This is a genomic window from Agrobacterium sp. P15N1-A, assembly GCF_044626815.1.
GTDB lineage: Bacteria > Pseudomonadota > Alphaproteobacteria > Rhizobiales > Rhizobiaceae > Agrobacterium > Agrobacterium leguminum.
In genome coordinates, this window is record NZ_JBIUPF010000004.1 from 192,884 (window position 1) to 215,233 (window position 22,350).

Here is a 22,350-nt window from a genome sequence, read left to right on the forward strand (position 1 = left end):
TCTGATCATGAACGCGGCGGAACAGGGCATTTTTCCTCCGTCGCAGCATGAGACCCGAAGGAGAAAACATATGGTCAGCCTGACTGAAGCACGAGAAGCACCGGCCCGCCAGCTCTGGGACGAGATCAATTCCGTCCATGCCGGCATGCTCGGTCTCGAAGGACTGCACAACCACATGCAGCCCATGGCGCCTCATGCTGACCCCAAGACCAACACCATCTGGTTTTTCTCCAAAAAAGACACCGATCTGGTGAAATCGCTGAAATCCGGCTCCCGGGCGCATTTCTGCGTGGTGGGCAAGGACCATGACTACCACGCCTGCCTTTCAGGCATCCTCGAAGCCCGCGACGACAAAACCAAGATCGACGAATATTGGAACTCTGTCACGGCGGCCTGGTACGAACACGGCAAAAGCGACCCGCAACTGACCATGCTGGCGTTACATGTCGACGATGCCGATATCTGGGCTTCGACGGACAGCACGCTGAAATTCGGCTGGGAAATCGCCAAGGCGAACATGTCGGATGACAAGACGCCTGACGTCGGCGTCCGTCAGCACCTCACCTTTGCCTGATAAACCACTCCCCCCGGTCTTCCCCGCCCGTCGCCATTTTACATGCCTTTCGGCACCAGTATCTGCGGCTGGCGGGGAAGGTTTCTCATCGAAACCCGGATCACCGGATCGGCCGCATAGGCAATGCGGAAACTTTCGCCGAACATCGTCAGAAACTGCTCCAGCGGCGGGCCGGTGCGGTGCATCGGCAGGATAAGCGCGGAGCGCAGGCGCTTGACCACCCGGCTCATACTGTCGGCACCCATGGTCAGACCGCCATCCACCGGCACCATCAGCACATCCAGACGACCAATTTCGGCATAATGTGTATCCGTCAACTCATGATGCAGATGCCCGAGATGGCCGATGCACAGCCCGGCAACCTCGAAGATGAAGATGGAATTGCCGTTCTCCTGGAAGGACTCGTAATCGCCCCAGCGGTTGCGGATATCGGTTGCGACATTGCGGATATAGACATCGCCCACCAGAACCTTGTGCTCGGCCTTTTCTCCCGGCGTATCGCTCCAGCCATGCAGCACATATTGAATGGCCGGGTCCGGACTGAGGGTGAAGTGCGTCGAATGCGCCCGGTTCATCGTCACGACAGTCGGCGTGACGGGCGGACGATAGATGCCGTTATAATCGGTGGCGATGGTCACACCGCCGGGGCTTTCGATGAGATAGGTGGAATGGCCGATGAAGCTGATCTTCACCTCTTCCTTCGCCGTCGCCTGCGCCAGCTGAACACCCGGCGGATTGAAGCTCGCGAACATGACGCCCGGAATGTTGCTGGCGATCGCCTGGCACTGGCTGACGGGAGGACGGCTCGCCGTCTGGGCAAAGGCCGCTCCCGAACAGGCGATCAGCCCGGTTATTGCAAGCATTAGCACGCGCAGCATCATGCCACTCCCCTGAACTTGCGAAGCTGAGAGGATGGGACAGGTTTTGGCGAGCGTCCAGTTACAAGAGCAACGGAAGGCTCACACTCTCGTCATTGTGAACGCTTCGGGGGAAGATTAAACCCAGAAGGACGGCAGGGTTTCCGAAAGCCGCGGCCCGATGCGCAGCGGCGCAATCTTTTCCGCCAGTCCGGTTCGGTCGGAAATCTCCACGCCGACACCGCAGATCGTCGCAGGTCCGCTCGCAGCCTCGAAACGGCCCTTCGGCATTTTGGAAATGAAGCGGTTGATCGGCTCTTCTTTCTCCATGCCAAGCGAGCTGTCATAATCGCCGCACATGCCGGCATCCGACATGTAAGCGGTTCCGCCGTTCAATATCTGGGCATCGGCGGTCGGAACATGGGTGTGGGTGCCGACAACGAAGCTGGCGCGCCCGTCGACGAAATGGCCGAAACACTGTTTTTCGCTGGTCGCTTCCGCGTGGAAATCGAAAATAATGGCGTCGGCCTGTTCCTTCAGGGGGCAGGCGGCAAGAATGTTTTCCGCCGACTTGAAGGGATCGTCCAGTTCCGGATGCATGAAGACCCGGCCCATGATGTTGGCAACCAATATGCGCGCGCCGTTGCGGGCATAAAAAATGCCCGAGCCCTTGCCCGGCGTACCATCCGGATAGTTGGCGGGCCGCAGGAACTGGTCGTGGCGCTCACAGAAGGAAACCGCTTCCTTCTGGTCCCAGACATGGTTGCCGGTCGTCACCACATCGGCGCCGGCATTGATGGTCTCAAGATAGATATCCTCGGTGATACCGAAACCGCCTGCAGCGTTTTCACCATTGACGATGACGAAATCCAGCTTCAGGTCGGAAATCAGCCCCGGCAATCGTTCCCAGACAGCCGTGCGTCCGGTCTTGCCAACCATATCTCCGAGAAAAAGAAGCCTCATTCACCCGCCCCGATCTTGCGCATGTTTCTATATTTCGTCCCCTCTAGTGCATTTCCAGGGAAAGTGGAACCCGGTTTTCCGTCCGGAAATGCGACGAAACAAAGAGTTAGAGGGTCTTCGCCATTCAAAGAAAGTGGAGCCCCTCCAGCGGGTAATCCATCTTTTAAAAAGTGCTAAAGCGCCTTTTGCCCACTATCGGAGATCGACAACGGGGCGGAAAACCAGCGCAGTCCGCTTTCCGTCAGAATGGCGTGAAGCGACACATCATGCGGCTCCGCCGGTACGGACGGCACTTCCTGACAATCGAAGGCGACGCCGATGAGCACAGGCTGACGGCCCCTAGCGTGCAAACGCGCAATGGCGCGGTCATAATGGCCCGCGCCATAACCGACCCGCTGCCCTTTGCCATCGAAAACGGAGAGAGGCACGAGCAGAATATCCGGATCGAGAACCTCCGCATCCTCACCCGGGCCGGTCGTGCCGAAGCCGGTCTTCACCAGCGGCGTATCCGTTTCAAAGGCGCGGAAGACAATGGTTTCACGATCCAGCACAACGGGCAGGACAAGACGCCCGCCCTTTGTCCGCAACGCTTCCATCAGCGGCCGGGTATCGGCCTCGGAGCGGATCGGCATGAAGCCGGAAATTACGGTGCCCGGTGCAAAGGGGATGCCGGAGGCGCCATGCGCCATAATGGACTGGCTCTTCTGCTGGCGCTCCGCCAGCGTCAGCGCATCGCGCGCGGCGAGCCTTTCGCCGCGCAGCCTTGCTTTTTCGGCAACGTCACCGGGCATCAGGCGGCCCGGCTCACGAGAACCTTGTCGATACGGTGGCCATCGAGATCGATGACCTCGAAACGCCAGCCATTGCGAGTGACATGTTCGCCCAGTTCCGGCAGGCGGCGGAACTCGTCCAGAACCAGACCGGCAACGGTTTCGAACTCGGCATCCTCGTCGATCTGGAAACCCATGCGATAAGCGAACTCATCGGCGGGCATCCAGCCGGCGACGAGGAACGAACCGTCCTCGCGCTCGACCATGGCCGGCTCCTCGTCATCATCTTCCTGAAACGCGCCGGTGATGGCTTCCAGCACGTCGCCGGAGCTGATGATACCTTCGAAATGGCCGTATTCGTCATAGACCAGCACCATATGCACGGTGGAACGGCGCAGCGACTGGATGACGTCCACCGCACTCGTCAGATCCGATACGACCGGAACTTCCCGCAGAAGCTCGCGAATGTTGAGTTCCTTGCCGGAAGCCAGCGCATCGAAAGCGTCCTTGGCGAAAAGCACGCCGAGAATTTCATCCGAGGCGCCGTTGCGCACCGGCAGGCGCGAACGCTGCGTCTGGCGAAGCTGCTCGCGGATTTCTTCGGCGCTGTCTTCGATATCGACCACTTCCACATCGCGACGCGGCGTCATCAGGCCGCGCGCATTGCGGTCGGCAAGGCGCATGACGCTGGTGATCATCGCCGATTCCTCGGTCTCGATCACACCGGCGCTGTGAGCTTCGGCCAGAACCGTGCGGATTTCATCGTCGGTGACCGAAGCGTTGGATTCACCGCTATGGCCGAGAAGCGCCAGAACGGCCTTGCCCGACCGGTCGAGCAGCCACACCAGCGGCGCGCCGACCTTGGACAGCAGCATCATGGTGGGGGCGACGCGGGCAGCGACCTTTTCGGGATCGCGCAGCGCAATCTGCTTGGGCACCAGTTCGCCGACGATCAGCGACAGATAGGTGATGGCGACGACCACCGAGCCGACGCCGAGCGCATCGGCGGCACGGTCGGGAACGCCCTGCTCCAGAAGCCACGCCGTGAAGCGCGCGCCGAGCGTGGCGCCGGAAAAAGCGCCGGAAAGGACGCCGACCAGCGTGATGCCGATCTGCACCGTGGAAAGAAAGCGTCCGGGATTTTCGGAAAGGCTGAGCGCCAGTGTGGCGCCCTTGCTGCCTTGTGTGGCAAGCACCTTGAGCCTCGCCGGTCTGGAGGAGACAACGGCAAGCTCGGACATGGCAAGCACACCGTTCAATACGGTGAGCAGGACCACGATCATAATTTCAGTAAACAAGTTTAGCTCTTTGGGCTGTTGAACGGCACGTCGCGGTTTTGACCGCAGCGCCCTTTTTTAAAGGGCATGACAGACATACCAATCCGGATAATAGGGAATTGTTCCGCCATTGCAATGACGGCAATATAAAAAAGCCGTGTCCGGCAGTTATGAAAAATGACTGTCGAATATATCAAGGGTACAGGGAAGCCCCGGGGGTTGATCCGAAACTTCAAGCGCGATCCACGGCGACCGATGGAGATTTACGATCCTGGGCGCCTACAAAAGTAGGTGGGCACCGTGTGTCCAGCCCCACGGGACTGGCCAGGGACAGCTCCCTTTGGATCGAGTATGGCCCCAGGGATTGTGGTTCCTGTCGGGAAGCGCAGAACGCATAGAAGATATAGGACGGATCGGAGAAAACCGCCAGAGGGCACCGCGCGAAATTTTGCCGCCTCAGAACCCTTCACTCGGTCAATGCGCGGCGGGCTTCGGCCGCGCCAGGAGTTTTTCGGTAATCCCGTTCAGGCGGTCGGCCAGATCGCCGATGGCAAGCGCCACCATCTCGTCCGATTTCGCCCGGTGCTCCGCCATGCCGTCGCGGTTGCGGGAAAGGGATGCGACCTCCCCTTCCAGCTTCTCTATCTTGCGATTGAGTTCGGAAAGCTCGTCCATCACCATGATGCCCGCCATGACGGTCAGGCGAAGATCGCCGATTTCACCGAACTGGCTCTTGAGGTGCCCGACATACCGGTCGAACCTCGTTGCGAGATCGGTAAGATGGTCTTCCTGCCCCGCCTCGCATGCCATGCGATAGGCCTTGCCGTCGATCATAACTGTGACTTGCGCCATGAGCCCGCTCCTATCGATCCAGCACCGCGCGGATCGTCTCCATCGCCGTCACCAGCCGGCGGGAAACCTCGCGGTTGACTTCTTCAAGACGATTGGCGCGAAACTCGGCCTGATCCAGCTCATGCGCGAGCCTTGCGCGGTCGACATGGACACGCTTGACCTCATTATCGATCTCGCCCGTCTCCCTTTGCCGCTCGATACGCATATCGATGGCATTTTCGAGATTTGTGATGGCAGCATTCAGCTCCGTCAGCGCAGATTGTACGGTCTTGTCAGCCGACATCGTTTTTTCCAACTCGCACGCCACCGGCCGAATCGTCCGGTTTCAGGCCTTTTCAACAATCACGAGGTTATTACCCGATTTACCATCCCGTCAATCAAACCAGTGCATTGAGACGTTTTGCTCTGTGGATGAACGAAGAGGCGGCAGCGCCCATCGCACGGATTTTGTCAGGATGCCCGATTTTCTAAACGATTTTTTCTCCCTCAGCGAACCGCAAACGCCCGTGGATTTATTGACTTGCCGGCCTCACCTGCTATGGATCAACCCGCTTTTTGGATAGTTGCGTAAAACTATCTCCTTTCACCCGGAAACAGACGGAAAAGCCATGATTTCTCGCGACAAACACAACCGGATGGCAAATGCGATCCGATTTCTTGCCATGGATGCAGTGGAGAAGGCCAATTCCGGCCATCCCGGTCTGCCGATGGGCGCCGCCGATGTCGCCACCGTTCTCTTCACCCGTTACCTGAAATTCGATCCCAAGGCTCCGCTCTGGGCGGATCGTGACCGCTTCGTGCTGTCGGCAGGTCATGGCTCGATGCTTCTTTACTCGCTGCTCTATCTGACGGGCTACGAGGACATGACGATCGACGAGATCAAGCGTTTCCGTCAGTTCGGTTCCAAGACCGCCGGCCACCCCGAATATGGCCATGCGACCGGCATCGAAACCACCACCGGCCCGCTCGGCCAGGGCATCGCCAACGCCGTGGGCATGGCAATCGCCGAACGCAAGCTGGAAGAGGAATTCGGCTCCGACCTGCAGAGCCACTTCACCTATGTCCTGTGCGGCGACGGCTGCCTCATGGAAGGCATCAGCCACGAAGCCATCGCGCTTGCCGGCCACCTGAAGCTCAACAAGCTCGTTCTGTTCTGGGATGACAACAACATCACCATCGACGGCGAAGTCGGCCTCTCCGACAGCACCGACCAGATCGCCCGCTTCCAGGCCGTTCACTGGAACACCATCCGCGTCGATGGCCACGATCCGGACGCGATTGCCGCCGCCATCGAAGCCGCGCAGAAATCCGACCGCCCGACCTTCATCGCCTGCAAGACCGTCATCGGCTTCGGCGCACCCAACAAGCAGGGCACCCACAAGGTTCACGGCAATCCGCTCGGCGCCGAAGAAATCGCCGCCACCCGCAAGCACCTGAACTGGGAAGCGGAAGCCTTCGTCGTTCCGGAAGACGTGCTGGATGCATGGCGTCTTGCCGGCCTGCGCTCCACCAAGACCCGCCAGGACTGGGAAGCCCGCCTTGAAGTTGCTGAAGCCGGCAAGAAAGCCGAATTCAAGCGCCGCTTCGCCGGCGACCTGCCCGGCAACTTCAACAGCGCCATCGATGCCTTCAAGAAGAAGATCATCGAGAACAACCCGACGGTCGCCACCCGCAAGGCGTCGGAAGATTCGCTCGAAGTCATCAACGGCGTCCTGCCGGAGATGGTCGGCGGTTCGGCTGACCTGACGCCGTCCAACAACACCAAGACCAGCCAGATGAAGTCCATCACGCCGACGGATTTCTCCGGCCGTTACCTGCATTACGGCATCCGCGAGCATGGCATGGCGGCGGCGATGAACGGCATCGCGCTCCATGGCGGCCTCATCCCCTATGCCGGCGGCTTCCTGATCTTCTCGGACTATTGCCGTCCGTCGATCCGCCTTGCGGCGCTTATGGGCATCCGTGTCGTCCACGTTCTGACGCATGATTCCATCGGCGTCGGCGAAGACGGCCCGACCCACCAGCCGGTGGAGCAGATCGCAGCCCTGCGCGCCATTCCGAACCTGCTCGTCTTCCGCCCGGCGGATGAAACCGAGACGGCGGAATGCTGGCAGCTGGCTCTCGAGCAGAAGCATCGTCCTTCCGCGCTGGCACTCACCCGCCAGAACCTTGCGCCCTCGCGCAAGGAATATGAAGAGAAGAACCTGTCTGCTTACGGCGCTTACGAACTCGTCTCCGCCAGCGACGCCAAGGTTTCGATCTTCGCATCCGGTTCGGAAGTCGAAGTGGCGCTGAAGGCCGCCGCAACGTTGAAGGACAACGGCGTTTCCGTCCGTGTCGTTTCCGTTCCCTGCTTCGAGCTTTTCAAGGAACAGCCGGAAACCTATCGCAACGCCATCATCGGCAAGGCTCCGGTCAGAATAGCGGTCGAAGCCGCCATTCGCCAGGGCTGGGATTATTTCATCGGTAACGACGGCGCTTTCGTCGGCATGCACTCCTTTGGAGCGTCCGCGCCGGCGAAAGATCTCTTCAAGCACTTCGGCATCACGGCGGAAGCCGTCGTCGCCGCAGTCGAGGCAAAACTTGCATGAGGGCTCCCAAGGCCCTCACATTCCGCATAGACCAAGCACATATCTTGTTCGGGAGACTGTAAATGACTGTAAAAGTTGCCATTAACGGCTTCGGCCGCATCGGCCGCAACGTCCTGCGCGCCATCGTCGAATCTGGCCGCACCGATATCGAAGTCGTTGCCATCAACGACCTCGGCCCGGTGGAGACCAACGCACACCTGCTGCGCTACGATTCGATCCACGGCAAGTTCCCGGCCGATGTGAAGGTCGAAGGCGACACCATCATCGTTGGCGGCGGCAAGCCGATCAAGGTTACGGCCGTTCGCGATCCGGCAACGCTGCCGCACAAGGAACTCGGCGTCGACATCGCGCTGGAATGCACGGGCATCTTCACTGCGCGCGACAAGGCTGCCGCTCACCTGACGGCCGGCGCAAAGCGCGTCATCGTGTCTGCTCCGGCTGACGGCGCAGACCTCACGGTCGTCTTCGGCGTCAATGACGACCAGCTGACGAAGGACCATCTGGTCATTTCCAACGCGTCCTGCACCACCAACTGCCTCGTGCCGGTCGTGAAGGTTCTCGATGACGTCGTTGGCATCGACCATGGCTTCATGACCACGATCCACTCCTACACGGGCGACCAGCCGACGCTCGACACCATGCACAAGGATCTGTACCGCGCCCGCGCCGCAGCCCTTTCCATGATCCCGACCTCGACGGGCGCCGCCAAGGCCGTTGGCCTCGTTCTGCCGCACCTCAAGGGCAAGCTGGACGGCACGTCGATCCGCGTTCCGACCCCGAATGTTTCGGTCGTCGACTTCAAGTTCCTCGCCAAGCGCGACACGACGGTTGAGGAAATCAACGAAGCGATCAAGTCTGCCGCCAATGGCCAGCTCAAGGGCATTCTCGGCTATACCGACGAGCCGCTGGTTTCCCGCGACTTCAACCACGACAGCCATTCCTCGATTTTCGCGATCGACCAGACCAAGGTCATGGAAGGCAAGTTCGTACGCATCCTGTCCTGGTACGACAACGAGTGGGGCTTCTCCAACCGCATGTCGGACACGGCCGTCGCCTTCGCGAAGACCATCTAAGCGGAATTACTCCAATCAAAAAGCCGGCAGGAGCAATCCTGCCGGCTTTTTATTTATAAAAAATGCCGACGGGAACGAGGAAACCCGTCGGCGTCGATCCGGAAGCAAGGCGGGGCGCTTCGGATCGAAAACATCGCTGGGGGCAAGGGGGACTAGCCCGCTGCCAGCCTGCCGGCCCAACCGTCACCTTCTGTTGTTGATGATGATTGGATCGCGCGAGCCGGCATTGCTCCAGATCGTGTCGAAAGTCTGCTGCCTCAACTCACTTTGCTGCATGGAAAGCTTCATCATGCAGTCGGCAGCATCTCGCGAGCCTTCGGGATAACCGAAGGACCGGCAGCGCTCGCGTTGCGCCGCCATGTTTTCAGCTGTCTGTTCCGTGCTGGAGCAGCCAGAAACAATCGCGCCCGCCGCCAATACTATAATAAGTCCAGTAATATTTATCTGTTTCATCCGATCGCTCCGGTAATGTTGAAAAGCAATTCGGACGAAAGAACTAACGCAGCTGCATTGTCTCTATGTTACGTTGAAACGCTGAAAAAGGAATTGTTTCTGCGGGAGTATCTGCCGCTCTCCTTGCCATCCATTTTTTCGCCCGCGAGCCGAAAAAATTCCCATTTCCTGCCTTTGTCTGGTCCACTTTGGGACGGACAAGAAACACAGGGATAACGGTCGTGCGCAATGCACTTCGGCCCTGCCGTATCATTCGATACACCCCGCCTTGCGTCGCCTTTCAACGCCACCCGAAACAGCGCTGACAGACCGCAACCCGTGGCGCATTGACTGCAGACGCGCAGAGCATTCATTGCGCCACGGACTGCGGTCCATCAACGCGGTTTGAATGAGGCGGTGGACGTGGAATCATTTTATCTTCTGTTGCTGGTCGCAACCGTTCTCGTTCTCGTCGCCGCCTTTTCCAGCCTCATCGCCTTCCGCTTCGGCGCGCCACTCCTCCTGCTTTTCCTGATGATCGGCCTTGTGGCTGGTGTGGATGGCCTCGGCATCGAATTCACCAACAATCCGCTGGCCTATATGCTCGGCTCGCTGGTGCTTGCCGTTATCCTCTTCGATTCCGGCTTCGGCACATCCATCCAGTCCTTCCGGCTTTCGGCGGCACCCGCCGTCGCTCTCGCTACAGTCGGCGTCATCCTCACATCCGTCTTTTTTGCCGGCGCGGCGGCTCTGCTACTCGGGCTTTCCTGGCTGGAAGGCCTGCTGCTCGGCGCCATCGTCGCCTCCACGGATGCGGCAGCCGTGTTCTTCCTGCTGCGCATCGGCGGCATTCATATCCGCGATCAGGTGCGTTCGACGCTGGAAGTCGAATCCGGCACCAACGATCCGATGGCGATCTTCCTCACCATCGCCCTGGTCGAAATCATCGCCAAGGGCGAGGGGCTGGCCGGCATCGACAGCGGCTTTCTGCTGCTTTTCATTGAGCAGATGGGGCTTGGCGTGATTTTCGGCCTGCTCGGCGGCGTCATGATTGCCACCGTCGTCAATCGGTTCGCCGCCGACCGCGGGCTTGCGCCGATCTTTGTGCTGGCGCTGGCGCTGCTGGTCTTTTCCTTCACCGGCACAATTGGCGGCAGCGGTTTTCTGGCGGTCTATGTGGCCGGCATCGTCGCCGGCAACCGCCGGATCTTCGCCAAGGAAACCATCCGCCGTTTCCATGAGGGGCTGACCTGGCTTGCCCAGATCATCATGTTCCTGATGCTCGGCCTGCTCGCCACCCCGTCGCAGTTTCCGGCAATCGCCATTCCCGCCGTGCTGCTCGCGCTTTTTCTGATCTTCGTCGCCCGCCCGCTCGCGGTGTGGCTCAGCCTGATGCCCTTCAACTATACCCAGCAGGAAACCTCCTTCGTCGCCTGGGTAGGCCTGCGCGGCGCCGTCTCCATCCTGCTCGCCATCATGCCCATTCTCGGCGGGCTTGACGATGCGCAGGTCTATTTCAACGCCGCCTTCATCATCGTGCTGGTGTCACTCCTCGTGCAGGGCTGGACCATCAAGCCGGTGGCGACAAGGCTCGGGCTGATCGTGCCGCCGCGCATGGGCGAAGTCGACAAGCTGGAGGTGGACCTTCCCGGCACCGCCAATCATGAGCTGATCTCCTACCGGGTCGCGAAAGGCAGCGCCATCATGCAGGGCGAGCGCATTCCGCGCTGGGCCATGCCTTCGCTGGTGGTGCGCGACGGCAAATCGATCCGCTACCAATATGCCGGACGGTTGCGGGAGAACGATCTCGTCTACCTCTTCATCGCACCCGGCTATTCCCGCCTGATCGACCGGCTTTTCGCCAGCGCCCTGCCGGTTGCCGATGACGACGCCGATTTCTTCGGCACCTTCGCGATCTCGCCCACCCGCCCGGCGAAGGAGCTGGACGCAGCCTATGGTCCGGGCCTGCTTTCGTCCGCCGAACAGGCGATGAGCGTCGCGGAACTCATCGAGGCCCGCCTTGCCGGAAAGGCCGACTATGCCGACCGCGTGCGCCTCGGCTCCATCGTGCTGATCGTTCGCACACTGGACGAACACGAGGCGATAACCGGTGTGGGCATCTCCCTCGAACCGGTGGAACCGGCGACCAGCCTGCCGATCTTCATCAGCTTTTCGGAAATCCTCAACCGTGTACGCAACCATGTGGCAGAGAAGCGCCAGCCGCGCGCCGCCAGCGTTGAAGAAAGCGCCCCCGCCGCTCCGAATACAGTGAGAGAAAATGAGGCGTGACCCGCTTGCGTCGTCAATCAGGCATAGTATGGTCCGTGCCGAACTCGCAACAAATCAGGATCGACCTATGCCCGCTTTCAAGACCCTCGACGACCTCAACGACATTGCCGGAAAGCGCGTTCTCGTCCGCGTTGATCTCAACGTGCCGGTCGCGGATGGCAAGGTAACGGACGCAACCCGTATCGAACGCGTTGCGCCGACCATTCTGGAACTGTCCTCCAAGGGCGCGAAAGTCATTCTGCTTGCCCATTTCGGCCGTCCGAAGGGCGAACCGGTGACCGATATGTCGCTTTCCCAGATCGTGCCTGCCGTCGAGGAAGTGCTGGATCATGCCGTTTCCTTCGCGACCGATTGCATCGGCGCACCGGCCGCGGACGCCGTCGCGAAACTGAACGATGGCGATATCCTGCTTCTGGAAAACACCCGTTTCCACAAGGGCGAAGAAAAGAACGATCCGGCCTTCGTCGAAGCTCTGGCAGCCAATGGCGATATCTATGTGAACGACGCCTTCTCCGCCGCCCACCGCGCCCACGCTTCCACCGAAGGCCTTGCACGCCACCTGCCCGCCTATGCCGGCCGCACCATGCAGGCCGAGCTTGAGGCCCTGGAAAAAGGCCTCGGCCAGCCAGTCCGTCCGGTCGTCGCCATCGTCGGCGGCGCCAAGGTTTCGAGCAAGATCGATCTGCTGATGAACCTCGTCAAGAAGGTCGACGCCCTCGTCATCGGCGGCGGCATGGCCAACACCTTCCTCGCCGCCCGCGGCGCGCAGGTCGGCAAATCGCTTTGCGAGCATGATCTCGCCGAGACCGCAAAGCAGATCATGATCGAGGCTGCGACATCCGGCTGCGCCATCGTGCTGCCGGAGGACGGCGTCGTCGCCCGCGAATTCAAGGCCGGCGCGGCCAATGAAATCGTCGACATCAACGCCATTCCCACTGATGCCATGGTTCTCGATGTCGGCCCAAAATCGGTTGAAAGCATCAAGGCCTGGATTTCCCGCGCCGAAACACTGGTCTGGAACGGCCCGCTCGGCGCCTTCGAAATCGAGCCCTTCGACGCGGCGACCGTGGCTGCCGCAAAACACGCGGCGGAATGCACCAAGGCCGGCAAGCTCGTCTCCGTCGCTGGCGGCGGCGATACCGTTGCCGCCCTCAACCACGCCGGCGTTTCCGAGGATTTCTCCTATGTTTCGACGGCCGGCGGCGCCTTCCTCGAATGGATGGAAGGCAAGGAACTGCCGGGCGTTGCCATCCTGACCGCCGCCAAGTAAACTCACCCTACTTGCCTGACACGAGGCCGGACAAGCCATGCTTGTCCGGCCTTGCTTTTTGGTAAGCGGCACCGGGAGGAAAAGTTTCAAACGATTGAAATCATTTCAATCGTTTCAATGAGTTAGCGTGCCATTTCCCTGCCCTGGAACTTCTGTTATCGGAAATTTATTGTGCCTTGGGAGAATAGCAAATGACCGAACGTCTCGAAGACATCGCAATCAAAATGGTCGCCGACGGCAAGGGCCTGCTCGCCGCCGACGAATCCACGGGAACGATCAAAAAGCGTTTCGACAGCATCAATCTGGAGTCCACCGAGACCGCCCGCCGCGATTATCGCGAGATGCTGTTCCGTTCCGACGACGCCATGAAGAAATACATCTCCGGCGTCATCCTTTATGAAGAGACCCTGTTCCAGAAGGCCGCCGACGGCACGCCTTTCGTGGATATCATCAAGGCGGCCGGCAGCCTGCCGGGCATCAAGGTGGATATCGGCGCCAAGCCGATGGCTTTCCACCCGCATGAATTCATCACCGAAGGTCTCGACGGTCTTTACGAGCGCCTGCGCAAGTATCATGAGGCCGGCGCGCGTTTCGCCAAGTGGCGCGGCGTCATCACCATCGGTGAGCAGCGTCCGAGCTGGGGTTCGATCAAGGCAAACTCCCAGTCACTCGCCCGTTACGCCGCCCTCTGCCAGCAGGCGGATATCGTGCCGATCGTGGAACCCGAAGTGCTGATGGACGGCGAGCCGGGCACGCATGACATCGACCGCTGTGCGGAAGTCACGCAATGGGTTCTCCAGACCGTCTTCGCGGACCTGTTCGACGCCCGCGTGAATCTTGAAGGCATGATCCTCAAGCCGAACATGATCATCGACGGCAAGAAGGCCCGCAAGGCTTCCGTCGAAGAAGTGGCGGAAAAGACCGTGAAGGTTCTGAAGGCAACCGTGCCTTCCGCCGTTCCGGGCATCGCCTTCCTTTCCGGCGGCCAGTCCTCCGAAGAGGCGACGGCGCATCTCTCCGCCATGAATGCCGGCTACGACCTGCCCTGGTCTCTGACCTATTCCTACGGCCGCGCGCTTCAGGATACGGCCCTCAAGACATGGGGCGGCAAGCAGGAAAATGTCGCCGCCGGCCAGCGCGCCTTCACACACCGCGCCGCGATGAACAGCCTCGCCGCCAAGGGCAACTGGAAGCAGGAACTCGAAAAGGCAGCCTGAGGCTGACAGAGAACATCCGATAAACAGCAGCCGCCCCAACGGGCGGCTGCTGTGTTTGATAAAGCAAGATCATCCATATTCCGTCACCCGGACCAATCGTCTTTCATTTTACCTGACTGATAATTCTCAACCGTTTTGATTGTGCATCGCTACCAGCGTGGAAGCATATCCACCATGGACAGCCTTATCCGCTCAAGTCATGCGACCTGACGACTTTATGACCGTCATTGCCGCAATAGACAGCGGATGCCCTCCCCGGCTTTCTCCAGCGCATAACGCCAGACCATCCGGATCGCCCGGCACCACAAGCGCTTTCGTCGAAGGGCTCTCGAAAAGCCCCGGAAATTGCTGCGCGCTCGTTACATCACAGATAAATTTCAATCAATTATAGTATGATCCACTATGTGGACCTATAAACATGCTATGAAAACCACGCAATACTGCATTTATACAGTTGATTTCGGCACTTTTCCTGTGTATCCCGAATGCATAGTTTTTTAACGGTCCATATTGTGGAGGCAATATACCGCTAGTTTCAGGCTTTTGGAGGGGTCTGGCCGGTCTGGCAATGACAGATATATCCTGATGCGTCAGTCATGATATTGGCCTGGACGCGGATAATCCTCTTTGTCTGCCGCAGTCCGTTGCGAAGGTTGTTCTGTGGGAGAGGAGGCCCCGATGACCATGACCGCAAACGCGAATGACGACGTATTTGTACTCGACGGAGAGCTGTTGCATACGGGGCCGGTAACAGGCTCGTGGTTCATGCGACCCGTCGAGGCCGTGGCGGCGGTGCTGCTGGCGGTGATGATCGGCCTGCTTCTGCTGGGCGTGACATCGCGTTATGCCCTGCATTTGCCAATCGTCTGGATCGATGAAACGGCGTCGTTGAGCTTCCTGTGGTTTGCCATGCTGGGTGCGGCAATTGCCATCGACCGCAGCGAACACCTGCGACTGACGCTGTTCCTCAACATGTTTCCGCAGCGCATTCTGGGCTATGTCAACTCGCTCGCGCTCGTGCTGGTGGCGACATTTCTTGCGGCGATTATCAAGCCGGCGATAGAATATGCCATTGAGGAATGGGTCGTCACCTCGGCGGCGCTGAATATTCCGATGTCCTTCCGCGCCGCGGCATTGCCGGTCGGCGCCTGTCTGATGCTGCTGCTGGTCCTCAACAATCTCTTCCGCAGGGAAAATCTGCGGGACATCATCGCAGCCATTGTCACCGTCGCGGTCGCCTCCGGCCTGCTCTATCTGGCATCGCCGACGCTCGAAACTTTCGGCAATTTCAATCTGGCGATCTTCCTCGGCCTGTTCGTGGCGGTGTTTCTGGTGCTGGGCGTACCGATCGCCTTCTGTTTTGGCCTTGGAACCCTCGCCTACCTGACCTTTACCACCTGGGTTCCGACCATCGTGATGATCGGGCGCATTGACGAGGGCATGTCGGGCATCATTCTGCTGTCGGTTCCGGTTTTCGTGCTGCTGGGCTGTGTGCTCGATGCCACCGGCATGGGCAAGGCGATTGTCGAGCTGCTATCCTCGATGTTCGGCCATATTCGCGCCGGCATGTCCTATGTGCTGCTCGGCTCGCTGTTTCTGGTCTCGGGCATTTCCGGCTCCAAGGTTTCGGATATGGCGACGGTTGCACCGGCGCTGTTTCCGGAAATGAAGCGCCGTGGCCACAAGCCCAAGGAAATGATTGCGCTGCTCGCCACCGGCGCCGCCATGGCCGATACCGTTCCGCCCTCCATCGTGCTGATCGTTCTCGGTTCGGCGGCGGGTGTGTCGATTGCCGGTCTGTTCACGTCCGGCTTCATGATCGCCATGGTGCTGCTTCTGGTGCTGGCCGTTCTGGCCCGCTGGAAGGCGCGGCATGAAAACATGGAAGGCGCAAAACGCACCCCGTGGCCGCTGGTCGGCAAGGCGGCCCTCGTTGCCGCACCGGCGCTGGTTCTGCCCTTCCTCATCCGCAGCCTCGTCGGCGGCGGCGTGGCGACGGCCACCGAGGTTTCCACCATTGCCGTGCTCTATGCGATGATTATCGGTGCGGTGCTTTATGGCGGCATCAGCCTCAAAAAGCTCTATTCCATGCTGGTGGAGACGGCCGCCCTTTCCGGGGCGATCCTGCTGATCCTCGGCTGCGCCTCGGCCATGGCGTGGGGGTTGACCCAGAGCGGCTTTGCCTTCCAGCTGACCGCGATGATCACCGATCTGCCGGGCGGATGGATGACCTATATGGTCGTATCGATCCTGATTTTCATGATCCTCGGCTGCGTGCTGGAAGGCCTGCCGGCAATCGTATTGCTCGCACCGATCATGTTCCCCATCGCCCGCACGCTTGGCATCAACGACATCCATTATTCGATGGTGGTGGTTGTCGCCATGAATATCGGCCTGATGGCGCCGCCCATCGGCATCGGTTTCTATATCGCCTGCAAGATAGGCAATGTTTCGCCTGATGAGGCCATGGGCGCCATCTGGCCCTATCTCGCAGCCATGGTCATCGGTCTGCTGCTGATTGCGGCAATTCCGGGCTTCTCGACAATTCTGCTCTGAGACCGTGGCGGGTCCACCCGCCACGCCGATGAATGACACATGCTTTTATTTTGGGAGGAGAAAGCAATGAATATCAACAGACGTACCGTGTTGGCCGGCGCCGGTTCTGCCGTTCTTGCCACCGCTTTTGTGTCGCGCGCCCGCGCTGCGCAATTCAATTATAAATACGCCAACAACCTGCCTGCAGCGCACCCCATGAACATCCGCGCCAAGGAAGCGGCCGACCGTATCGCCAAGGAAACCGACGGCCAGGTGATGATCAATATCTTCCCCAGCAGCCAGTTGGGCGCTGATACGGATGTGTTGAGCCAGGTACGCTCGGGCGGCGTTGAATTCTTTACGCTTTCGCCACTGATCCTGTCGACGCTAGTGCCGAATGCATCCATCAGCGGCATCGGCTTCGCCTTCCCGAACTACGATTCGGTTTGGGCGGCCATGGATGGCGATCTCGGCAAATATGTCCGCAGCGAAATCGCCAAGCAGAACCTCGTTGCCATGGACACCATCTGGGATAACGGCTTCCGCCAGATCACCAGCGCGTCCAAGCCCATCGCCACGCCGGCCGATCTCGAAAGCTTCAAGATCCGCGTGCCGGTAAGCCCGCTCTGGACCTCGATGTTCAAGGCCTTCAAGTCGGCCCCTGCCTCGATCAATTTCGCTGAAGTCTACACCGCCTTGCAGACCGGCGTTGTCGATGGCCAGGAAAACCCGCTGGCGATCATTTCCACCGCCAAGCTGTTCGAAGTGCAGAAATTCTGCTCGGTCACCAACCATATGTGGGACGGCTTCTGGTTCCTGGCCAACAAGCGCGCCTGGGAGCGCCTGCCGGATGACCTGCGCGCCATCGTTGCCAAAAACCTCAATCAGGCAGGCAAGGACGAGCGGGCCGATGTGGCGAAACTCAATGCCTCGGTGAAGGAAGACCTGATTGCCAAGGGCATGACCTTCAACGACACCGACGCCTCACTCTTCCGTGCAACCCTCAAGGAAGCCGGCTTCTATTCCGAATGGAAGGGCAAATATGGCGATGAAGCCTGGGCCATTCTCGAAAAGGCCGTTGGCGCCAGCCTGACCTGATCGGTCCGCTGAATAGCTGGCCCCGCGTCAGGCGGGGCCGACCCGACTATTTTTGACGATTGTAATGGAGACTGTTTTGACAGGTCGCCTGACGGGAAAACGCGCCATTGTTTTTGGCGCAGGATCATCTGGTCCTGGTTTCGGCAATGGCAAGGCTGCGGCCGTGCAATTTGCCCGCGAAGGCGCGCGCGTGTCCTGTGTCGACCTCTCCGCCGACGCGGCAGAGGAAACCGCGCAGATTATTCGCGCCGAAGGTTTCGAGGCGATTGCGGTTGCGGCCGATGTCACGGAACTCTATTCCGTATCAGCCACGGTTGCGCGGACCTGCGAGGTCTTCGGCGGCATCGATATTCTGCACAACAATGTCGGCGTGACCCATATGGGCGGCCCGGTCGAGCTGGATGAGGAACGCTTTCGCGCCTCGGTCGATCTCAATATCGGCTCCGTTTATCGCACCGCAAAGGCAGTGTTGCCGGTGATGCTGGCGCAGGGCGGCGGGGCCATCGTCAACATCTCCTCGCTCGCCTCCATTCGCTGGACCGGCTATCCCTATTTTGCCTATTACGCCATGAAAGCCGCCGTAAACCAGGCAACCGTGGCGCTGGCCATGCAATATGCCCGTCAGGGCATTCGCGCCAATTGCGTTCTGCCCGGAATGATCGATACGCCGCTGATCTACAAGCAGATCAGCAATCAATATGCCTCCGTCGAGGATATGGTGGCGGCGCGCAATGCCGCGGTCCCGGTCGGCCGCATGGGCGATGCCTTCGATATCGCCCGCGCGGCAGTCTTTCTGGCATCCGATGAAGCCAAGTTCATCACCGGCATCTGCCTGCCGGTCGATGGCGGGCAAAGCTGTGCGGTGGGAGCGTTTTCCTGATATGGCCACGATGATCCCGACAGAAAGCGACCTGACAGGCGCGCGCGCGGTAGACCGGGCGCTGGGACTTCTATCCATGGTGGGGCGTCATGCCGAACGCGGTGTGGCGCTTTCGGTCATCGTCACCGAAAGCGGGCTGAACAAGCCCACGGCCCGCCGCCTGCTGCTGGCGCTGATCCGCGCCGGCCTGGTGGAGCAGGATGAGGAAACGCGGCGTTATTATCTGGGCGAGGAAGCCTATGTGCTGGGCAGTCTGTCATCGCGCCGTTTCGGCTTGCTGCAGATGGCCCAGGACAGTCTGACGCGCATTTCCCGCCGGACAGAGGATTCGAGCTTCCTTTCCGTTCGCCGCGATACATTTGCATTGTGCCTCTATCGCGAAGAAGGCACCTGGCCGGTGCGCACCCACGCGCTTCAGGCCGGTTTCGAGCACCCGCTGGGCATTGGCGCGGGATCGCTCGCCATGCTGGCGGCGCTGCCCGATGCCGAGGTGGAAAGCGTCATTGCCGCCAATAGCGGGCTGATTGCCGCGAACTATCCCGGCATCACGCTGGACGGGCTGCGCCGCGATGTCGAATTGACGAGAACCAATGGTTATTCGCTCAATCCGGGTCTGATCCTCTCCAATTCCTGGGGTATCGGCGTTGCCATCCGAACACCGGATGGCGCTGTGGCGGGGGCGTTGAGCATTGCCGCCGTCGACAGCCGCATGCGACCGGAGCGCCAGCCGGAACTGGCGGCCCTGCTGCGCGAGGAAGTGACGCGCATCGAAACACGCATTGCGGAAATGATGGCCAGCCGCGCCCGCACGCGCGGCGAAGGCGATGCAAAACGGCAAACAAGGAGAACGAGCAAATGAGCAAAGCGCAGATCGTCGGCTGGGCGCATTCGCCTTTCGGCAAATCGACCCTTGAAAATACCGAGCAACTGATGGCTTCGGTCGTGGTGCCAGCCATAGACCATGCCGGCGTCGATGTCGGCGATATAGACGGCATTTTCGTCGGCGTCATGAATAACGGTTTCTCGAAACAGGATTTTCAGGGCGCGCTGGTGGCCATGGGCGATGAGCGCCTCGCCTATACGCCCGCAGTGCGTTTCGAGAATGCCTGCTCGACGGGATCGGCCGCCCTTTACAGCGCCATGGATTTCATCGAGGCCGGGCGTGGACGCATCGCGCTCGTTGTCGGCGCCGAAAAAATGACGGCGCTGCCAACCGCCGAGGTGGGTGAAATCCTGCTATCCGCCTGCTACCGCGCTGAGGAAGCCGATATTTCCGGCGGCTTTGCCGGCCAGTTCGGACGCATCGCTGAGGCCTATTTCCAGCGCTATGGCGATCGCTCGGAAGAACTGGCGATGATCGCCGCCAAGAACCACGCCAATGGCGCGGTCAATCCCTATGCCCATATGCGCAAGGATTTCGGCTTCGATTTCTGCAATACGGTATCGGAGAAGAACCCTTATGTCGCTGGCCCCCTGCGCCGCACCGACTGCTCGTTGATTTCCGATGGCGCTGCCGCCATCGTTCTGGCCGACGAGGAAACCGCGGCGACACTCAACCGGGCCATCGGTTTCAGGGGCCGCAAGCATGTCAATGACATTCTGGCGCTCAGCCGCCGCGATCCGCTGGCCTTCGAGGGCGCGCGCCGCGCCTGGGCAGGTTCGCTGGAACTCGCAGGCGCAACGCTCGACGACCTCTCCTTCGTCGAAACCCATGATTGCTTCACCATTGCCGAACTCATTGAATATGAGGCGATGGGATTGGCGAAGCCCGGTGAAGGCCACCGGGTGGTGCGCGAAGGCACGGCCCTGAAAACCGGTCGCCTGCCGATCAACCCCTCCGGCGGGCTGAAATCCAAGGGGCATCCGGTCGGGGCAACCGGGGTCTCCATGCACGTCATGGCGGCGATGCAATTGATGGGTGAAGCGGGTGACATGCAGATCCCCGGCGCCTCGCTCGCCGGTGTTTTCAACATGGGGGGAACTGCGGTTGCCAACTATGTCTCGATCATGGAGCGCGTGAAATGACGATACATCCTCCGGGCGGGGTTGCGCCTTCGACCACGCGGGTCATGAATCTTGCGCATTTCCTGACCCAGGCAGCGCGCCGAAACCCAGCCGACATCGGCTTCGTATGGGGTGACAAGACCTGGACATGGGCTGAAATGGACGCCCGCGTCGATGCCATGGCGCTGGCGCTGGTAACCGAATTCGGTGTCCGGAAAGGTGACCGCATTCTGGTGCAGTCTTCCAACAACAACCAGATGTTCGAATCCATGTTCGCCTGCTTCCGCGTGGGCGCGGTGTGGGTGCCGACCAATTATCGCCAGTCGCCCGATGAGGTGGCCTATCTCGCAAAAGCCAGCGGCGCACGCGGCATGATCTGCGCCAGCGCTTTTCCCGAGCATGCGAAGGCCAGCCGTGAGGCGACCGCGATCGATTTCACCATCGCCATTGGCACGGCCGAATTCGGCGAGGACTACGATACCATCGTGGCCCGTCATCTGGGCCAGAAAGTCAAAAGCCAGGCGGTGGATCGGGACGATCCCTGCTGGTTCTTCTTCACCTCCGGCACGACGGGTCGACCGAAGGCGGCGGTACTGACCCATGGCCAGATGGCCTTCGTCATCACCAACCATCTTTGTGATCTGATGCCCGGCACCGGACCGGGCGACGCTTCCATCGTCGTTGCGCCGCTTTCGCATGGCGCGGGCATTCACCAGCTGGTGCAGGTGGCGCATGGGGCAAAAACGGTGCTTCCGGCTGCGGAAAAACTCGATGTGCCTGCGGTGTGGGCGCTGATCGAGAAATGGCGCATCACCAATGCCTTTACCGTGCCGACCATTCTGAAAATGCTGATCGAAGACCCTTCCGTGGATCGTTTCGATCATTCTTCGCTGCGCTACGTCATCTATGCCGGTGCGCCCATGTATCGCGCCGATCAGAAACGGGCGCTTGCCAAGCTCGGCCCGGTGCTGGTGCAATATTTCGGCCTCGGCGAAGTGACCGGCAACATCACCGTGCTGCCGCCCTCCTTCCACGCCGCCGAGGACGGCCCGGAGGCGCGGATCGGCACCTGCGGCTTCGATCGCACCGGCATGGAAGTGCAAATCCAGAACGATGCGGGCGAGGAGCTTCAGGCCGGTGAAACCGGCGAAATCTGCGTGATCGGCCCTGCTGTTTTCGCGGGTTATTACGATAATCCCGACGCCAATGCCAAAGCCTTCCGCAACGGCTGGTTCCGCACCGGCGATCTTGGCCACCGCGATGAGAACGGTTTCGTCTACATCACCGGCCGCGCCTCCGACATGTATATTTCCGGCGGCTCGAACATCTATCCGCGTGAGATCGAGGAAAAAATCCTCATGCACCCGGATATCAGCGAGACAGCGGTTCTGGGCGTGCCGGACGCGGTTTGGGGCGAGGTCGGCGTCGCCGTCTGCGTGGCGCGGGAGGGCGCGGATATCGCCGGCATCGACCTGAAAGCCTATCTCGACGGCAAGATGGCCCGTTACAAGCTGCCGAAAGCCGTTGTGTTCTGGGATGCGATGCCGAAATCCGCCTATGGCAAGATCACCAAGAAGATGATCCGCGAGGAGCTGGAAAAGCGCGGCCAGATGCCCGTTTTCGAGGAAAAACTGACCGGCTGAAGGCCGTAACGCATAACCGGGAGGA

General features: G+C 60.1%; 19 protein-coding genes and 1 other RNA gene. 12 read left to right on the forward strand and 8 right to left on the reverse strand.

Annotated features, from left to right (window positions below; translation table 11 throughout):
* Positions 1-70 precede the first annotated feature (70 nt).
* Positions 71-574, forward strand: a complete 504-nt coding sequence (locus ACIK7D_RS15955; protein WP_031234299.1) for a pyridoxamine 5'-phosphate oxidase family protein — start codon at positions 71-73, stop codon at positions 572-574.
* Between the two features lie 38 nt (positions 575-612).
* On the opposite strand, the gene ACIK7D_RS15960 is transcribed toward ACIK7D_RS15955, so the two are convergent.
* The 7 genes from ACIK7D_RS15960 to ACIK7D_RS15990 form a co-directional block, all read right to left on the reverse strand.
* Complete coding sequence (locus ACIK7D_RS15960) at positions 613-1,455, reverse strand: MBL fold metallo-hydrolase (protein ID WP_400156777.1); 843 nt, start codon at positions 1,453-1,455, stop codon at positions 613-615.
* Positions 1,456-1,569: 114 nt separating this feature from the next.
* A complete protein-coding gene (locus ACIK7D_RS15965; protein ID WP_003523211.1) occupies positions 1,570-2,394 on the reverse strand; it encodes a TIGR00282 family metallophosphoesterase in 825 nt (274 codons plus the stop codon).
* Positions 2,395-2,567: 173 nt separating this feature from the next.
* Entirely contained in the window at positions 2,568-3,185 is a 618-nt protein-coding gene (locus ACIK7D_RS15970; protein WP_400156778.1) for a 5-formyltetrahydrofolate cyclo-ligase, read from the reverse strand.
* Positions 3,185-4,447 carry a hemolysin family protein gene (locus ACIK7D_RS15975; RefSeq protein WP_003523208.1) on the reverse strand — a complete coding sequence of 421 codons (1,263 nt, stop codon included), beginning with the start codon at positions 4,445-4,447 and terminating at the stop codon, positions 3,185-3,187. Before ACIK7D_RS15975 ends, ACIK7D_RS15970 begins: the two co-directional genes overlap by 1 nt.
* Positions 4,448-4,677: 230 nt before the next feature.
* Positions 4,678-4,836: non-coding RNA, 6S RNA (gene ssrS, locus ACIK7D_RS15980), on the reverse strand.
* Between the two features lie 79 nt (positions 4,837-4,915).
* Positions 4,916-5,293, reverse strand: a complete 378-nt coding sequence (locus tag ACIK7D_RS15985) for a cell division protein ZapA (RefSeq protein WP_003523207.1) — start codon at positions 5,291-5,293, stop codon at positions 4,916-4,918.
* A 10-nt stretch (positions 5,294-5,303) separates the two neighbouring features.
* Complete coding sequence (locus ACIK7D_RS15990) at positions 5,304-5,576, reverse strand: DUF4164 domain-containing protein (RefSeq protein ID WP_035263131.1); 273 nt, start codon at positions 5,574-5,576, stop codon at positions 5,304-5,306.
* Positions 5,577-5,901: 325 nt separating this feature from the next.
* Here ACIK7D_RS15990 and tkt point away from each other — a divergent pair, with 325 nt between their 5' ends.
* Together tkt and gap are read left to right on the forward strand one after the other, a co-directional pair.
* Positions 5,902-7,884, forward strand: coding sequence for a transketolase (tkt, locus tag ACIK7D_RS15995; protein ID WP_400156779.1), 1,983 nt, complete (start codon positions 5,902-5,904; stop codon positions 7,882-7,884).
* Positions 7,885-7,946: 62 nt separating this feature from the next.
* A complete protein-coding gene (gene gap, locus ACIK7D_RS16000; RefSeq protein ID WP_400156780.1) occupies positions 7,947-8,957 on the forward strand; it encodes a type I glyceraldehyde-3-phosphate dehydrogenase in 1,011 nt (336 codons plus the stop codon).
* A gap of 183 nt (positions 8,958-9,140) precedes the next feature.
* On the opposite strand, the gene ACIK7D_RS16005 is transcribed toward gap, so the two are convergent.
* Positions 9,141-9,410 carry a hypothetical protein gene (locus ACIK7D_RS16005; protein WP_080819512.1) on the reverse strand — a complete coding sequence of 90 codons (270 nt, stop codon included), beginning with the start codon at positions 9,408-9,410 and terminating at the stop codon, positions 9,141-9,143.
* 402 nt (positions 9,411-9,812) lie between these two features.
* Here ACIK7D_RS16005 and ACIK7D_RS16010 point away from each other — a divergent pair, with 402 nt between their 5' ends.
* The 9 genes from ACIK7D_RS16010 to ACIK7D_RS16050 all read left to right on the forward strand — a co-directional run bounded on the left by ACIK7D_RS16010 (position 9,813) and on the right by ACIK7D_RS16050 (position 22,325).
* A complete protein-coding gene (locus tag ACIK7D_RS16010; RefSeq protein ID WP_400156781.1) occupies positions 9,813-11,678 on the forward strand; it encodes a potassium/proton antiporter in 1,866 nt (621 codons plus the stop codon).
* Between the two features lie 67 nt (positions 11,679-11,745).
* On the forward strand, positions 11,746-12,948 hold the full coding sequence (locus tag ACIK7D_RS16015; protein WP_080819514.1) for a phosphoglycerate kinase: 1,203 nt from the start codon (positions 11,746-11,748) through the stop codon (positions 12,946-12,948).
* 191 nt (positions 12,949-13,139) lie between these two features.
* On the forward strand, positions 13,140-14,165 hold the full coding sequence (locus ACIK7D_RS16020) for a class I fructose-bisphosphate aldolase (RefSeq protein ID WP_003523197.1): 1,026 nt from the start codon (positions 13,140-13,142) through the stop codon (positions 14,163-14,165).
* A gap of 678 nt (positions 14,166-14,843) precedes the next feature.
* Complete coding sequence (locus ACIK7D_RS16025; RefSeq protein ID WP_174058044.1) at positions 14,844-16,721, forward strand: TRAP transporter large permease subunit; 1,878 nt, start codon at positions 14,844-14,846, stop codon at positions 16,719-16,721.
* 66 nt (positions 16,722-16,787) lie between these two features.
* On the forward strand, positions 16,788-17,798 hold the full coding sequence (locus ACIK7D_RS16030) for a TRAP transporter substrate-binding protein (protein ID WP_400156782.1): 1,011 nt from the start codon (positions 16,788-16,790) through the stop codon (positions 17,796-17,798).
* 76 nt (positions 17,799-17,874) lie between these two features.
* On the forward strand, positions 17,875-18,678 hold the full coding sequence (locus ACIK7D_RS16035; RefSeq protein ID WP_400156783.1) for an SDR family NAD(P)-dependent oxidoreductase: 804 nt from the start codon (positions 17,875-17,877) through the stop codon (positions 18,676-18,678).
* Position 18,679: 1 nt separating this feature from the next.
* The gene (locus tag ACIK7D_RS16040) at positions 18,680-19,537 is read left to right on the forward strand and encodes an IclR family transcriptional regulator (RefSeq protein WP_127755561.1); all 858 of its coding nucleotides are present in this window, start codon (positions 18,680-18,682) and stop codon (positions 19,535-19,537) included.
* On the forward strand, positions 19,534-20,703 hold the full coding sequence (locus ACIK7D_RS16045) for an acetyl-CoA acetyltransferase (protein WP_400156784.1): 1,170 nt from the start codon (positions 19,534-19,536) through the stop codon (positions 20,701-20,703). Before ACIK7D_RS16040 ends, ACIK7D_RS16045 begins: the two co-directional genes overlap by 4 nt.
* Positions 20,700-22,325 (forward strand): acyl-CoA synthetase, encoded by a 1,626-nt coding sequence (locus ACIK7D_RS16050; RefSeq protein ID WP_400156785.1) that lies wholly within the window; start codon positions 20,700-20,702, stop codon positions 22,323-22,325. Before ACIK7D_RS16045 ends, ACIK7D_RS16050 begins: the two co-directional genes overlap by 4 nt.
* The last annotated feature ends 25 nt before the right edge of the window (positions 22,326-22,350 follow it).